Origin of the sequence: Pandoraea oxalativorans (assembly GCF_000972785.3) — a bacterium.
Taxonomy (GTDB): domain Bacteria; phylum Pseudomonadota; class Gammaproteobacteria; order Burkholderiales; family Burkholderiaceae; genus Pandoraea; species Pandoraea oxalativorans.
This window is the reverse complement of record NZ_CP011253.3, coordinates 3373736-3388192: the sequence shown is the minus strand read 5'-3', so window position 1 is coordinate 3388192 and position 14457 is coordinate 3373736. Positions and strand designations below refer to the sequence as shown.

The window sequence follows — 14457 nt, the reverse complement described above, 5'->3', positions numbered from 1 at the left end:
AGCTTGCCGTATTACGCGGCGAAGGTGCGGTTGATGGTCAGGGCCGGCACGGGCGTCGCGTCGGTCGACGATTTGCGGGGCCTGCGCCTGGCGGTGGTGCAGGGGACGACCGCCGAGCGCCTTGTGAGGGCACAGCATGCCCGCGCAGGGTTTCAACTGCTGATGGCGCGCGACTACGACGAGGCGTTTCGCATGCTGAGGGAGCGGCGCGCGCAGGCCCTGGCGCTGGATGATGTGCTCCTCGAAGGTTTGCGCGCCACCAGCAAAAGACCGGACGCCTACCGGATCGTCGGTGCGCCGCTCGCCAGACAGTCCGAGTCTTACGCGCTTGTCTTGCCCAAGGACGATCCCGCTTTCAAGGCGCGCGTGGACGCGGCCCTTGCGGCGATCTTTCGCAGCGGCGAAATGGCACAGCTCCAGCGGCAATGGTTTCAGGCAGCCGTGCCGCCGTACGGGCATCGCCTGACGGTCGAGCCGTCGCCGGAAACTTTGACCCTTTGGGAGACCGGCGGGCGTCCCGACAACGCGCAGGATGCGTCTGCCTCATCCCCGACATCGCCGACATCCGGGAGCTGATTGTCCGCGCAAAAGCTAATGACAAAGGTTTCTTTGCACTGCGCGGTGCAAATCTGTAACTTCCTATCGTGCTGTTGATCCGATAGGAATTTGCTGTGAAAGGTTTCAAGAAAGTCGAGTGGAAAATCGCTGCCGGGCGCGTCGCGCTCGGCCTGTCCGTGTGGTTCGCCGCTCAAGCGGGTGTTTCGACGGCGATGGCCGCGCCCGCCAAGGCCGACGCGGTTGTCGCGCTGCCGAAAGTCAACGGTGATCTCACGGGCACCCTCAAGAAGATTCGCGATACCGGCATCATCACGCTGGGGTATCGCGAGGCGGCCATCCCGTTCTCGTACGTGAACGACAAGGGCAAGCCCGTCGGCTACACGATGGACCTCTGCTATGCGGTGGTAGACGCCGTGAAGACCGCCCTCAATCTGCCGAATCTGCGCGTGCGTGAGATGTCCATCACGCCGCAGAACCGTATTCCGCTGGTGAAGAACGGCACCGTCGATCTCGATTGCGCCCCGAACACCATTACGCCGGAGCGCGCCGAGCAGGTCGGTTTCAGCAATCCGTACTATGTCTCGGAAGTCCGTCTTCTGGTCAACAAGAAGGACAACATCCAGGGTCTGGAAGACCTCAAGGGGCAGAACCTGGTGGCGTCCGCGGGATCGACCGGTGAGCGTCTCGCGCGCATGCAGGCGGAGAAGATCGGCTACCGCGTCATTCCGGCGCGCGACCATGGCGAATCGATGGTGACGCTCGAAACCGGGCGCGCCAAGGCGTTTGCACTGGACGACGTGCTGCTCGCCGGTTTCCGCGCGAATGCCCGCGATCCGGAGTCGTTCGTTATCGTCGGCGCACCGCTGGAGACGGAACTCAATGCCCTGATGCTGCCGCGTGACGATCTGCAGTTCAAGCGCTTCGTGGATACGACGCTGGCGCATGTGTACAGCTCGGGCGACATTCGCCGCATTCAGCGCAAATGGTTCCAGCAACCGATTCCGCCGCGCAACGTCAACCTGAACCTCGAACCGAGCAAGGAAGTGGTGGAGATCTGGCGCAAAGGCTCGCACGTGACCGAGTGATGTGCGTCTGACGAACGTCTGACGGGGGCGCGGCGAGAAACGCCGCCGTGCCTTAGCCTGCAAGGCCCTGAAGCCCACCGATAGCGATATCGGCGGGCTTTGTCGTTTACACATTTCGGGCCCGCGTTTACGCGTTGTTTACACCCCCTTTACCCCTTTTGTCCCCGTCTTTACGCGCCCCTACGTATCGTTCAGGGCACGGTTGGCATGCGCATGCGAGGGTGCGTCGCGCCCGTGGTGTGCCATCCGCCACACGATAGGGAGTTGTCATGGACTGGTTATATCTCGGCGTGATCGTGGTGTTCGTTGCCACGACCGTCGGCTTTGTCGCGTTTTGCGCGTCGGTAGGGGGGCAGCAATGACAGCCATGTACTGGCTGAGCGGCGGACTCACGCTCGCGCTGCTCGCTTATCTCGTCTACGCGCTGTTCAAGCCGGAGGACCTAGCATGACACTCAATGCCTGGATCCAGCTCGGCGTTTTCCTCGTCGTGCTACTGGTGCTGGCGCGCCCGCTCGGTCGTTTCATGGCCGACGTGCTCGCCGGTGAATCCCGCGTGAACCGCTGGTTCGCGCCGCTCGAAAATGGTCTTTATCGTCTGTGCGGGATTCGTCCCGAACAGGAAATGCACTGGCGCACCTACGCGTTCGCGCTGATCGGCTTCAATGCCGTGGGCGCCTTCGCCGTCTACGCGCTGCAACGCTGGCAAGTCTGGTTGCCGCTGAACCCGCAAGCGTTCGGTAACGTCACGCCGGACTCGTCGATGAACACGGCGGTCAGCTTCGTGGCGAACACGAACTGGCAAGGCTACGCGGGCGAATCGACGATGAGCTATCTGACGCAGATGCTCGGTCTTGCCGTGCAGAACTTCCTGTCGGCCGCGACCGGTATCGCCGTCGTGGTCGCGCTCATTCGCGGCTTCGCGCGCCACACGGCGCAGACGATCGGCAACTTCTGGGTCGACATGACCCGCATCACGCTCTACGTGCTTGTGCCGCTGTCGGTGATATTCGCCGCTGCATTCATGAGTCAGGGCGTGATTCAGAACTTCGACGCCTACAAGGACGTGACCACGCTGCAAGTCACGCACTACGACAATCCGGTCCTCGGCCCGGACGGTCAGCCGAAGATGGACGCCGCCGGCAAGCCGGTCACCACGCCCGCGCAGACGCAGACGCAAACGCTCGCCATGGGCCCGGTCGCCTCGCAGGAAGCGATCAAGATGCTCGGCACGAACGGTGGCGGCTTCTTCAACGCGAACTCGGCACATCCGTACGAGAACCCGACGCCGTTGTCGAACTTCCTGCAAATCCTGGCGATCTTCCTGATCCCGGCGGCGCTGTGCCACACGTTCGGACGCATGGTCGGGGACCGCCGTCAGGGCGTCGCAATTCTGGCGGCCATGACGATTGCGTTCGCGATCGCGACGGTGGCGACCGTGTCCGCTGAACAGGCGGGCAATCCGGTACTCACCACGCTCGGCGTCGACCAGCAGGTCAGCGCGGTGCAGTCGGGCGGCAACATGGAAGGCAAGGAAACGCGCTTCGGCATCGTCGCGTCGGGCATTTTTGCGACGGTCACGACGGCTGCGTCGTGCGGCGCCGTCAATGCCATGCACGACTCGCTCACGCCGCTGGGGGGCATGGTGCCGATGTTGCTGATGCAGTTGGGTGAAGTGATCTTCGGCGGCGTCGGCTCGGGCCTGTACGGCATGCTCGTCTTCGCCATGCTTGCGGTGTTTGTGGCAGGGCTGATGATCGGCCGTACGCCGGAATATCTGGGCAAGAAGATCGAAGCGTACGAGATGAAGATGGTCGCTGTGGCCGTACTCATGACGCCGCTGCTGGTGCTGCTCGGGACTGCGCTTGCGGTACTCGTTGCGGCCGGTCAGGCGGGCGTGCTGAACCCGGCGACACACGGCTTCTCGGAAATTCTCTACGCCTACAGCTCGGCGGCAAACAACAACGGCAGCGCATTTGCGGGGCTGTCGGCGAACACGCCGTTCTACAACACCACGCTGGGTATCGCGATGTGGTTCGGCCGCTTCTGGGTGATCGTGCCGGTGCTGGCGATTGCCGGTGCGCTGGCGCGCAAGAAGCGTATCGCCGCGACGTCGGGCACGTTGCCCACGCATGGTCCGCTGTTTGTCGTGCTGCTGCTCGGCACGGTGCTGCTGGTGGGCGCGCTCACCTACGTACCGGCGCTTGCACTCGGTCCGGTCGCCGAACATCTGGCGATGATCGGTGCGCATTGAACAATGAAATGAGGCATTCGAGGCTCTCATGAATCAACCCTCAAGTAATACCGTCACCCGGCAGATGGGCGAAGGGCATACATCGGCGACCAAGTCGATGTTCGACCCCGCCATCGTCAAACCGGCCATCGTGGACTCGTTCCGCAAGCTGCACCCGATCACGCAGGCCAAAAACCCGGTGATGTTCGTGGTGTACGTCGGCAGTCTGCTCACGACCGTGCTGTTCGGCATGGCCGTGGCAGGCCACGCCGAAGCGAGCGCCCCTTTCATCCTCGCGATCACGTTGTGGCTGTGGTTCACGGTGCTCTTCGCGAACTTTGCCGAAGCGCTGGCCGAAGGGCGCAGCAAGGCGCAGGCCGCTTCGCTGCGTCAGGCCAAGAAGAACGTGCCCGCCAAGCAACTGCGCTCGGCACGTCGTGACGCGGAGTGTCTGGTGATCGACAGCGCCAGCCTGCGTCGTGGTGACTTCGTGCTGGTCGAATCGGGCGACGTCATTCCGGCCGACGGCGAAGTCGTGGAAGGCGTGGCGTCCGTCGACGAATCGGCCATCACGGGCGAGTCGGCACCGGTGATCCGCGAGTCGGGCGGCGACTTCTCGGCTGTGACCGGTGGCACGCGTGTGCTCTCGGACTGGATCATCATGAAGGTGACCGTCAATCCGGGCGAAGCGTTTCTCGACCGCATGATCGCGATGGTGGAAGGCGCAAAGCGTCAGAAGACGCCGAACGAAATCGCCCTCACGATTCTGCTCGTCGCGCTCACGCTGGTGCTGCTGCTCGCCACGGCCACGCTGCTGCCGTATTCGATCTATAGCGTGTTCGTCACGCATGCCGGAAATCCGGTCACGATCACGGTGCTCGTTGCGCTGCTGGTATGTCTGATTCCCACGACCATCGGCGGCCTGCTCTCGGCCATCGGTGTGGCGGGCATGAGTCGCATGATGCAGGCGAACGTGATCGCAACGTCGGGCCGTGCGGTGGAAGCCGCGGGCGACGTGGACGTGCTGCTGCTCGACAAGACCGGCACGATCACGCTGGGCAATCGTCAGGCGTCGCAGTTCGTGCCTGCGCCGGGCGTCGACGAGCGCACGTTGGCCGACGCTGCGCAACTTGCATCGCTGGCCGACGAAACGCCGGAAGGGCGCAGTATCGCGGTACTCGCGAAGCAACGCTTCAACCTGCGCGAGCGTGAGATGAGCGGCCTGAATGCGCTGTTCATTCCGTTCACGGCACAAACGCGCATGAGCGGCGTGGATTTGGCCGACAAGCAGATTCGCAAGGGCGCAGCCGACGCCGTCAAGCGTTATGTGGAGTCGGCCGGGGGTGTGTGGCCGGTGGCGCTCGCAACGGCAGTCGACGAGATTGCACGCCGTGGCAGCACACCGCTGGTGGTGGCCGAGTACGACGCGAACGGTGCGCGTGCGCTGGGCGTGATCGAGTTGAAGGACGTGGTCAAGGGCGGCATCAAGGAACGATTCGCCGAGCTGCGTCAAATGGGGATCACCACGTTGATGGTGACGGGCGACAACCGTCTGACGGCCGCGGCGATTGCGGCAGAAGCGGGGGTGGACGACTTCCTCGCAGAAGCCACGCCCGAGGAAAAGCTCGCGACGATTCGCAAGTATCAGGCCGAAGGCAAGCTCGTGGCGATGACGGGCGACGGCACCAACGACGCCCCGGCGCTTGCGCAGGCCGACGTTGCCGTCGCGATGAACTCGGGCACGCAAGCCGCGAAGGAAGCGGGCAACATGGTCGATCTCGATTCGAACCCGACCAAGTTGATCGAAATCGTCGGGATCGGCAAGCAAATGCTGATGACGCGCGGCAGCCTCACCACGTTCTCGATTGCGAACGACGTGGCGAAGTACTTCGCCATCATTCCGGCCGCCTTCGCCACCACGTATCCGCAACTCGATGCGCTGAACGTCATGCGTCTGGCGAGTCCGTCGTCGGCCATTCTGTCGGCGGTGATCTTCAACGCGCTGATCATCGTGGTGCTGATTCCGTTGGCCTTGAAGGGGGTGAAGTATCGCCCGCTCGGCGCTGCGACGCTGCTGCGCCGCAACCTCTTCGTCTACGGTCTGGGCGGGATTCTGGTGCCGTTTGTCGGTATCAAGGTCATCGACATGATCATCGCCGCGATGGGCTGGGCCTGATCGCGACGGTTTCCGGGCGCGGCGGCAACGGTCACCGTGCGCCCGGGCCACATTGCTGAAACTCTAAGGAACAGACGTCATGAAAACCCTCTTGCGCCCGATGTTGAGCCTGTTTGTGGTGCTCTCGGTCATCACCGGGCTGGTGTATCCGCTGGTCGTGACCGGCATCGGCCGCGCGGCGTTCTCGCGCGAAGCGGCCGGTAGCCTGATCTACAAGGACGGCAAAGCTGTCGGGTCGTCGCTGATCGGTCAGAACTTCGACGAACCGAAGTACTTCTGGGGCCGTCTGTCGGCCACCTCGCCGAATCCTAACAACGCGACGGCGTCGGGCGGCTCGAACTTCGGTGCGCTCAACCCGGCGCTGACGGATGCGGTGAAGGCGCGCATCGCCGCGCTGCGTGACGCCGACCCGAGCGCTCAACTGCCGGTGCCTGCCGATCTCGTGACGGCGTCGGGCAGCGGGCTCGACCCGGAAATCAGCCCGGCGGCGGCCGACTATCAGGTCGCGCGCGTGGCCAAGGCCCGCGGGCTGACGCCGGACGTCGTGCGCGACCTGATTGCGCGCAACACGCAAGGCCGTCAGTGGGGAATTTTCGGAGAACCCCGGGTGAATGTTCTGAAGCTTAACCTGGCATTGGACGGGTTGGCACGCGGCGCTGTCTGAAAGGCGCAGCCGCAGGCGAGCGCATGATCGGGAATCTCTGGTTTTGCCTGTCGGCCTGCGGTAGATTGGCGGCACGCCCTGCGCGTGCCGCGTTTTTTTGCTTCATCGGGCAACCGATGAAGGTCTGCCGCCCAAAGGTGATGCCGGGCGGCGTGGCTCGCGCTTTCTTAGTGGACTGACCCGATGGCTGGCATGGAACGCCCCGATCCCGACGAATTGCTTGGCAAGCTGCAGCGCGACGAAGCGCGCGAGCAGCGTGGCCGTCTGAAGATATTCTTCGGCGCTTCCGCCGGTGTGGGCAAAACGTTTGCGATGCTGCAGGCCGCGCGCAAGTTGAGCGATGAAGGCACCGACGTGGTCGTCGGTGTGCTGGAGACGCATGGCCGGGAAGAAACGGCGCGCCTGCTCGAAGGGCTGGAAGTCCTGCCGCAGAAGACGCTCGAATATCGCGGCCGTGTGCTGCGTGAGTTCGATCTCGACGGCATGCTCGTGCGCAAACCGGCCGTCGCACTCATCGACGAACTCGCGCATGCGAATGTCGCAGGCGAGCGGCACCTCAAGCGCTGGCAGGACGTGCACGAACTGCTCGATGCGGGCATCGACGTCTACACCACGCTCAACGTGCAGCATCTCGAACGGTTAAACGACGTGGTCGGCCAGATTACCGGCATCCGTGTCTGGGAGACGATTCCCGACCGCGTATTCGATCTGGCGGACGAAGTGAAGCTGGTCGATTTGCCGCCCGACGAATTGCTCGAACGCATGCGTGAGGGCAAGGTGTACATGGCGGCACAGGCGGAGCGCGCCGTGCGCAATTTTTTCCGCAAAGGTAACCTCATCGCGCTGCGCGAACTGGCGTTGCGTCGCACGGCGGATCGCGTGGACGCGCAGATGCGCGAGTACCGTGCGGACCAGTCGATCAGTCAGGTCTGGCAGGCGCGCGAGCGTTTGCTCGTGGCGATCGGGCCGGGGCCGGAAGGCGTGGCGCTGGTGCGCGCGGCCGCGCGGCTGGCGGCGAGTCTGCGCGCCGACTGGCTGGCGGTGCATGTGGAAACACCGGCGATGCTGCGTCAGGCGACGGCCCGTCGCGAGAGCGTCTATGCCACGCTCAAACTGGCGCACGAACTGGGCGCAGAAACGCTCACGCTGGACGGGGCGGGCGCCGCGACGACGCTGCTGGCCTATGCGCAGATGCGCAACGTCTCGAAGCTGGTGATCGGCGCGAGCGGTGCGCCGCGCTGGTGGACGGCGCACACGCCATTGCATGAACAATTGCTGCGTCATGCACGCGGGGTCGACGTGGTGCTGATCGGGCCGGCTGCCGGCGACCGGTCGGCCGAGAATCGGGTGGTGCGCGGCGATTGGCGCGACTGGTTCGAGACGGCCCCGGAACTGGGGCTCGTCGGTGGCCCGTGGCGGGCGTATGCGTGGGCCGTCGGCATCTGCGGCGCGGTGTCGCTGGCGGCGGCCGAACTGACGTCGTTCCTCGATCTCGCCAACATCGCCATGCTGTATCTGCTGGGCGTAATCGTCGCAGCGATGCGGCTGGGGCGTGGGCCGGGGGTACTCGCGTCGTTCCTCTCGGTGGTCGCGTTCGATTTCTTCTTCGTGCCGCCGAAGATGTCGCTGTCGGTCTCCGACACCCAGTATTTGCTGACGTTTGCCGTCATGCTGACCGTCGCGCTGGTCATCAGCCACCTGACGACGAGCTTGCGGTTTCAGGCGCGTCTTGCCACCTGGCGGGAGCGGCGCACCGGCGCGGTGTATGCGATGGCGCGCGAACTGGCGGCGGCGCTCACCACGCCGCAGATCATCGAGATCGGCTCGCGTCACGTGCGCGAAGTGTTTCAGGCGCGCGTGGCATTGTTGCTGCCGGACAGTCAGAGCAGCGTGCGTCAGCCGGTAGAGAATGCGCGGGAAGAGACCATGCCCGCGCATATCGATACGGATGTCGCCCAGTGGGTGTACGACCGTCAGCAGGCGGCGGGGCGGGGGACGAATACGCTGCCCGGATCGGACGCTTACTATCTGCCGCTGCGCGCGCCGATGCGCACGCGCGGGGTGCTGGTCGTCGCCCCCGAGTCGGGCGGCGGGGCTATCGGCACGCCGGAACAGCAACGTCTGCTCGATACGTTTGCGGCGCAAATCGCATTGGCACTGGAGCGCGTGCACTACGTCGAAATCGCACAGGACGCGCTGGTGACGATGGAGTCGGAACGCCTGCGCAATTCGCTGCTCTCCGCCATCTCGCATGACTTGCGCACGCCGCTCACCTCCATCGTCGGATTTGCGAGCATGCTCAGCCGCAACGCGCAGACACCCGGGCCACTGCGTATCGATCTCGTCGACGCCATTCATGAAGAAGCACAGCGCATGACGGGGCTCGTGACGAATCTGCTCGACATGGCGAAGTTGGAAGGCGGTGGCGTTCAGCTCAATCGTCAATGGCAGATGCTGGAGGAAGTGGTGGGCACGTCGCTGCGCGCTTGCCGTCGTGTGCTCGCGGATCATGAAGTGACGACACGCTTGCCTGCCGATCTGCCGTTACTGCGCTTCGATGCGGTGCTGCTGGAGCGCCTCTTTGCCAACCTGCTCGAGAACGCCGCGAAGTATTCGCCTGCGGGCTCGCACATCGAGATCGCGGCACGTGTGCTCGGCGAGGAAGTCGAGGTGAGCGTGAGCGACGACGGTCCCGGTTTGTCGCCAGGCATGGAAGGCCGCATCTTCGAGAAGTTCATGCGCGGTGAGAAGGAGTCTGCCAAGCCCGGCATCGGCCTGGGGCTGGCGATCTGCCGCGCCATTGTCGAAGCGCACGGCGGTAAAATCCACGCCACCAATGTCCCTGACGGCCACGGGGCACGTTTCATCTTTACCCTGCCGATGGAAACACCGCCGGTGCCGCCGGACGTCGCCGAAGGCATCGATGCCGATGTCGCCGAGTCAGGCGATGGGGAACCCGCGGCTGAAGTCTCCGACGCACCCGATGCGCCTGACGCAAACGTGACGAAACAACATGAGTGAACCGACCATCAACATCGTGGTGATTGAGGACGAACGCCAGATCCGGCGGTTTCTGCGCACGTCGCTCGAAGCCGAAGGCATGGTCGTGCATGAGGCGGAAGCCGGACGGCAGGGCATGGTCGAGGCGGCCACGCGCAAGCCCGACTTGCTGATCGTCGATCTGGGGTTGCCGGATATCGACGGCGTGGAGGTCATTCGCGAAGTCCGTAGCTGGACCGACATGCCGATTATCGTGCTGTCGGCGCGCAACGAGGAAGCGGAGAAAGTCGTCGCACTCGATGTCGGGGCCGACGATTATCTGACGAAGCCGTTCGGGGTGTCGGAACTGCTCGCACGCATTCGCGCGCAACTGCGACGGCATCATCGCGGCGGCAATTCCGAGACGCTCGACGAAGCGTTCGCGTTCGGCGACATCAACATCGATCTTGCCCGCCGCAAGGTGACGCGCGCAGGTGAACCGGTGCACCTGACCCCCATCGAATATCGGCTGCTGGTCACGCTCGTGCGTCATGCGGGGCGGGTGCTCACGCATCGTCAGTTGCTCAAGGAGGTGTGGGGGCCGTCGCACGTCGAGAGCAATCACTACTTGCGTATCTACATGGGGCACCTGCGGCAGAAGCTGGAAGCCGACCCCGCGCAGCCGCAGCACATCCTGACCGAGACGGGCGTGGGCTACCGACTTGAGGTGGACGCGAACGGCTGAGCCGTCGGCCGACGCCGGTCGACCTGCTTTGCTAAAATCGCCCCTGTTCCGTCCGGGGTGTCAGGCGCTCAGCCGCAATTCGATTGACCTTCGATGGAATCCATTGCCGGGACGACCCGGCAAGCGGTTCTCCTTTCTCCGGGGACGACCCCGATCTTTCATCGAAGTCAGTCATGGCCTGGATTCTTCTGGTTTGTGCCGGTTTTCTTGAAGTGGCGTGGGCCGTCGGGCTCAAGTACACCCAAGGCTTTTCGCGTCTTGTCCCCTCCGTATTCACCATTGTGTCGATGGTCGGCAGCGTCTGGCTGCTGGCCCTCGCCGTGCGCACGTTGCCGCTCGGCACCGCTTACGCCATCTGGACGGGCATCGGCGCCGTCGGCGCGTTCGTCCTTGGGATCGTGCTGTTCGGCGAGTCGGCGTCCGCCGCCCGCATCGCGAGCGTCACGCTCATTCTCGCCGGGCTGGTCGGGCTGAAGCTGACGGCGGCGTGAGGGTGACGTGATGGCGAGGTGATGGCGACGGGATGGCAACGTCAGGCTGCTGTCCTACCTCACCGGTCGACGCCTCCAACGCTGTGGTCGGACGCGCCACAGGCGCCTTTCAAGTCAACGGTGGTGCGTTGCCGCAACGCGCGGCATAATGACGCGGTAACGGTCCAGTTACTCATAGGTCCCATGTAGGGCCGATGTCGGGCAGATGCCGGGGGATGAACGGTATTACGCGTTCGATGTCCGGCGGGTGGCCTGTGGGCTGTTACCGCGTCGGCAGTGCGCGACGCGTGATCGTGCGACGCCGCCATGTCGGCGGCAGCGAGGTCGCCATGCTTGAATCGATTGCGCTCGGCGCAGGGCTGTCCTGGGGCAGCGGCCTGCGGTTGTACCTGACGGTGTTCTGCGCGGGGCTGGCGGCGCGTTTCGGGTGGCTGCACTTGCCGCCTACGCTCGCCGTGCTGGCGTCGACGTGGGTGATCGCTACGGCGGGCGTGCTGGCCGCCATCGAGTTCTTCGCGGACAAGATCCCCTTTGTCGACAGCGCGTGGGACGCCGTGCACACTTTCATCCGGATTCCGGCGGGGATCGTGCTGGGCGCGGCGGCGCTGGGTCAGACCGATCCGGCCGTGACCGTGCTGGCCGGACTGGCGGGCGGGGCGTTAGCAGGCACGGCGCATCTGGCCAAGGCGGGCAGCCGCGCGCTGATCAATACGTCGCCGGAACCTTTCTCGAATGTCGCGGCCTCAGCCGGCGAAGATGTCTCCACGGTGGGCGGACTGGCGCTGGCGTTTTTCCTTCCCGCCGTTTTTCTCCTGATGTTGTTGCTGTTCGTCGTGTTGGCTTGGTGGTGGTTGCCGCGCGTCTGGCGCGGTTGGCGCTCGTTGCTGGCGCGGGTCAAAGGATTGAGGAACGATGGGGTTCACTGAAGTTGCCCGCCAGGCCTGGCGGATGTTCCTGCGCGATTGGCGCGCGGGCGAGTTGCATCTGCTTCTCGTGGCCTTGTTGCTGGCGGTCGGCGCACTCTCCAGCGTAGGTTTTCTCTCCGATCGGATGCAGGGCGGGCTTGAGCGCGACGCGCGCCAGATGCTCGCCGCCGATCTCGTCATTCGCAGCGACGCTCCGCTGGCACCCGAATTCACCCGCCAGGCGCAGGCCGATGGGTTGTCGACGGCCGTCATCGCCAATTTCCCCAGCATGGCCAGCGCGACGGGAGAGAACGGGCAGACGGCCGCGAGTCGTCTCTCGTCGCTCAAGGCGGTGAGCGACGGTTATCCGTTGCGGGGCCGCGTGCGCGTGGCCCCCGACGCCGGGGCCAATACACCGGACGCCCCCGCCGACGGCATTCCCGCGCCGGGGACGGTCTGGGTCGATGCCGCGCTGCTCGACGCGCTGCACGTCAAACCCGGCGAGTCGATCCGCGTGGGCAACCGCACGGTGCGCATCGCCGCCGTGATTACTCGCGAGATGGATCGGGGCTACGGCTTCGGCTCGCTGGCACCGCGCGTGATGATGCGCTTCGACGAATTGCCATCGACCGGCCTCGTGCAGTTCGGCAGCCGCATCACCTACCGTCTGCTGGTGGCGGGCACCGACACGCAGGTCGGCAAGTTCACTGCCTGGGCGCGCCCGGCGGCGGAGCAGGCGCGGGGCGTTCACCTCGAATCACTGGAAGACGGGCAGCCGCAGGTGCGGCAAACGCTCGATCGCGCCGAACGTTTCCTCTCGCTCGTGGCGCTGCTCGCGGCTGTGCTCGCGGCGGTGGCCGTGGGCATTGCGTCGCGCCGGTACAGCGAGCGCCATCTCGACGCCTGCGCCGTCATGCGCTGTCTGGGCCTGCCGCGCCGCGCCTTGCGTGGCATGGTGACACTCGAATTCGTCGGTCTCGGTCTGATCGGCGGCGTGCTGGGCGTCGCGCTCGGTTACGCAGCGCACTGGGTGCTGCTGGCGCAACTCGGCGACGTGATTCCGGCGGGGTTGCCTGCGCCGACGTGGCGACCCGCTGCGTTCGGTCTCGCAAGCGCGCTGGTGATGCTGCTGGGTTTTGCGCTGCCGCCGCTGTTGCCGCTCTCGGAGGTCGCCCCGCTACATGTGCTGCGTCGCGACGTGGTGGGTGGAGCGCGCCGTCAGGGATGGCTCGCGTACGGTGCAAGCGCGCTGGCGTTCGGCGCGCTGCTGCTGTTCGCGGCGCGCGACCTGCGTCTGGGTGCGATGGTGGCCGGTGGGTTCGTCGTCGGCGCAATCGTGTTCGGCGTGCTGGCCTGGCTGGCGATTCGCGGTCTTGCGGCTTGGGCGCGGAGTACCGGGGCGACTGGTGGCGCGATGGGGGGCATCGGCTGGCGGTATGCGGTGGCGGGGTTACGTCGCCGTGGTCTCGGCAGCGCCTTGCAGGTGGTGGCGTTGGGGCTGGGATTGATGGCGCTGCTTCTGTTGGCTGTGACGCGCAACGATCTGGTCGCGGGTTGGCAGCATTCGAGCCCGCCGGACGCACCGAACCGTTTTGTCATCGACATTCAGCCGGGGCAGGACGCGCCGGTGCTCACACAACTTCACGCGGCCGGTCTGCCGGACGTGCAGCTCTCGCCGATGATCCGCGCTCGACTGACGGCCATCAACGACAAGCCGGTGACGGGTGAAAGCTACTCCGAGGAGCGCGCGCGTCGCCTTGCCGAGCGCGAATTCAATCTGTCGTACACGTCGGCGTTGCCCGACGGGAACCGTGTGACGGCGGGCCAGTGGTATGGGGATACCGACAAGCCGCAGATCTCGATGGAAGAGGGCATCGCGAAGACGCTCGGCCTGAAGCTTGGCGATGTGCTGCGATTCGAAGTGACGGGGCAGACCATCGACGCGCCGATCACAAGCTTGCGCAAGCTCGACTGGGGATCGATGCGCGTGAACTTCTTTGTGGTGATGCCACCCGCCGCGCTGCGCGATTTTCCGATGACGTGGATTACGTCGTTCCATCTGGCGCCGAATCAGCAGAGCGTCGCGGACACGTTGGTGCGTCAGTTCCCCAATGTCACCGTGATCGATACGGGCGCGTTGCTTGCGCAGATTCAGCAGATTCTGTCGCAGGTGATCAACGCCGTGCAGGCGCTCTTCCTCTTCACGCTCGCAGCCGGGGTGCTGGTGCTGTACGCCGCGCTTGCCGGTACGCGTGACGAACGCATGCGCGAGAGTGGCATTTTGCGGGCGCTGGGGGCGTCGTCGCGACAGTTGCGCGACGTCCATCTGGCGGAGCTGGTGACGGTCGGTGCGCTGGCCGGGCTGCTCGCCGCGCTGGGGGCGGGCGCGTTGGGGTGGGCATTGGCGCGCTACGTCTTCGAGTTCGCGCTGACGTTCAATCCGTGGCTGCCGGTGCTCGGGATCGGTGCGGGTGTCCTGTGCGCGCTGATGGGTGGCTGGAGCGGTTTGCGTGCGGTGTTGCGTCAGTCGGCCGTGCGCACGTTACGCGACGTGTGACGACTGGTTGTTGGGGGCGGTCATGGGCCACGCGCACACCCCGCCGTTTTTCGAGACGCCGTGCG

11 protein-coding genes are annotated in these 14457 nt (G+C 65.0%); all 11 read left to right on the top strand.

Annotated elements, in window-relative coordinates; genetic code table 11:
* The first annotated feature begins 3 nt into the window (after positions 1-3).
* The 11 genes from MB84_RS14995 to MB84_RS14945 all read left to right on the top strand — a co-directional run bounded on the left by MB84_RS14995 (position 4) and on the right by MB84_RS14945 (position 14392).
* Positions 4-576: a transporter substrate-binding domain-containing protein gene (locus MB84_RS14995; protein ID WP_157122741.1), complete on the top strand. Its 573-nt coding sequence runs from the start codon at positions 4-6 to the stop codon at positions 574-576.
* Between the two features lie 95 nt (positions 577-671).
* Positions 672-1643, top strand: a complete 972-nt coding sequence (locus MB84_RS14990; protein WP_245725377.1) for an amino acid ABC transporter substrate-binding protein — start codon at positions 672-674, stop codon at positions 1641-1643.
* 358 nt (positions 1644-2001) lie between these two features.
* Positions 2002-2094 (top strand): K(+)-transporting ATPase subunit F, encoded by a 93-nt coding sequence (gene kdpF, locus MB84_RS14985; protein ID WP_063389843.1) that lies wholly within the window; start codon positions 2002-2004, stop codon positions 2092-2094.
* Positions 2091-3896, top strand: a complete 1806-nt coding sequence (gene kdpA, locus MB84_RS14980) for a potassium-transporting ATPase subunit KdpA (RefSeq protein ID WP_046292359.1) — start codon at positions 2091-2093, stop codon at positions 3894-3896. Before kdpF ends, kdpA begins: the two co-directional genes overlap by 4 nt.
* Positions 3897-3960: 64 nt before the next feature.
* Entirely contained in the window at positions 3961-6051 is a 2091-nt protein-coding gene (gene kdpB / locus MB84_RS14975) for a potassium-transporting ATPase subunit KdpB (RefSeq protein WP_046292358.1), read from the top strand.
* A gap of 79 nt (positions 6052-6130) precedes the next feature.
* Positions 6131-6715, top strand: coding sequence for a potassium-transporting ATPase subunit KdpC (gene kdpC, locus MB84_RS14970; protein WP_046292357.1), 585 nt, complete (start codon positions 6131-6133; stop codon positions 6713-6715).
* 192 nt (positions 6716-6907) lie between these two features.
* The gene (locus MB84_RS14965) at positions 6908-9736 is read left to right on the top strand and encodes a sensor histidine kinase (protein ID WP_046293838.1); all 2829 of its coding nucleotides are present in this window, start codon (positions 6908-6910) and stop codon (positions 9734-9736) included.
* Complete coding sequence (kdpE, locus tag MB84_RS14960) at positions 9729-10439, top strand: two-component system response regulator KdpE (protein WP_046292356.1); 711 nt, start codon at positions 9729-9731, stop codon at positions 10437-10439. The genes MB84_RS14965 and kdpE overlap by 8 nt, the downstream gene beginning before the upstream one ends.
* A gap of 173 nt (positions 10440-10612) precedes the next feature.
* On the top strand, positions 10613-10930 hold the full coding sequence (sugE, locus tag MB84_RS14955) for a quaternary ammonium compound efflux SMR transporter SugE (RefSeq protein ID WP_039397603.1): 318 nt from the start codon (positions 10613-10615) through the stop codon (positions 10928-10930).
* Positions 10931-11259: 329 nt separating this feature from the next.
* On the top strand, positions 11260-11856 hold the full coding sequence (locus MB84_RS14950; RefSeq protein ID WP_039402874.1) for a DUF4126 domain-containing protein: 597 nt from the start codon (positions 11260-11262) through the stop codon (positions 11854-11856).
* On the top strand, positions 11843-14392 hold the full coding sequence (locus tag MB84_RS14945) for an ABC transporter permease (RefSeq protein ID WP_245725376.1): 2550 nt from the start codon (positions 11843-11845) through the stop codon (positions 14390-14392). The genes MB84_RS14950 and MB84_RS14945 overlap by 14 nt, the downstream gene beginning before the upstream one ends.
* Positions 14393-14457: the final 65 nt, after the last annotated feature.

What these genes read in the sequence shown, in the direction of transcription:
- kdpB (WP_046292358.1), top strand. Translation starts at nt 3,961, where the DNA reads ATGGGCGAAGGGCATACATCGGCGACCAAGTCGATGTTCGACCCCGCC.
- kdpA (WP_046292359.1), top strand. Translation starts at nt 2,091, where the DNA reads ATGACACTCAATGCCTGGATCCAGCTCGGCGTTTTCCTCGTCGTGCTA.
- MB84_RS14945 (WP_245725376.1), top strand. Translation starts at nt 11,843, where the DNA reads ATGGGGTTCACTGAAGTTGCCCGCCAGGCCTGGCGGATGTTCCTGCGC.
- kdpC (WP_046292357.1), top strand. Translation starts at nt 6,131, where the DNA reads ATGAAAACCCTCTTGCGCCCGATGTTGAGCCTGTTTGTGGTGCTCTCG.
- MB84_RS14965 (WP_046293838.1), top strand. Translation starts at nt 6,908, where the DNA reads ATGGAACGCCCCGATCCCGACGAATTGCTTGGCAAGCTGCAGCGCGAC.
- kdpE (WP_046292356.1), top strand. Translation starts at nt 9,729, where the DNA reads ATGAGTGAACCGACCATCAACATCGTGGTGATTGAGGACGAACGCCAG.
- sugE (WP_039397603.1), top strand. Translation starts at nt 10,613, where the DNA reads ATGGCCTGGATTCTTCTGGTTTGTGCCGGTTTTCTTGAAGTGGCGTGG.
- kdpF (WP_063389843.1), top strand. Translation starts at nt 2,002, where the DNA reads ATGACAGCCATGTACTGGCTGAGCGGCGGACTCACGCTCGCGCTGCTC.
- MB84_RS14950 (WP_039402874.1), top strand. Translation starts at nt 11,260, where the DNA reads ATGCTTGAATCGATTGCGCTCGGCGCAGGGCTGTCCTGGGGCAGCGGC.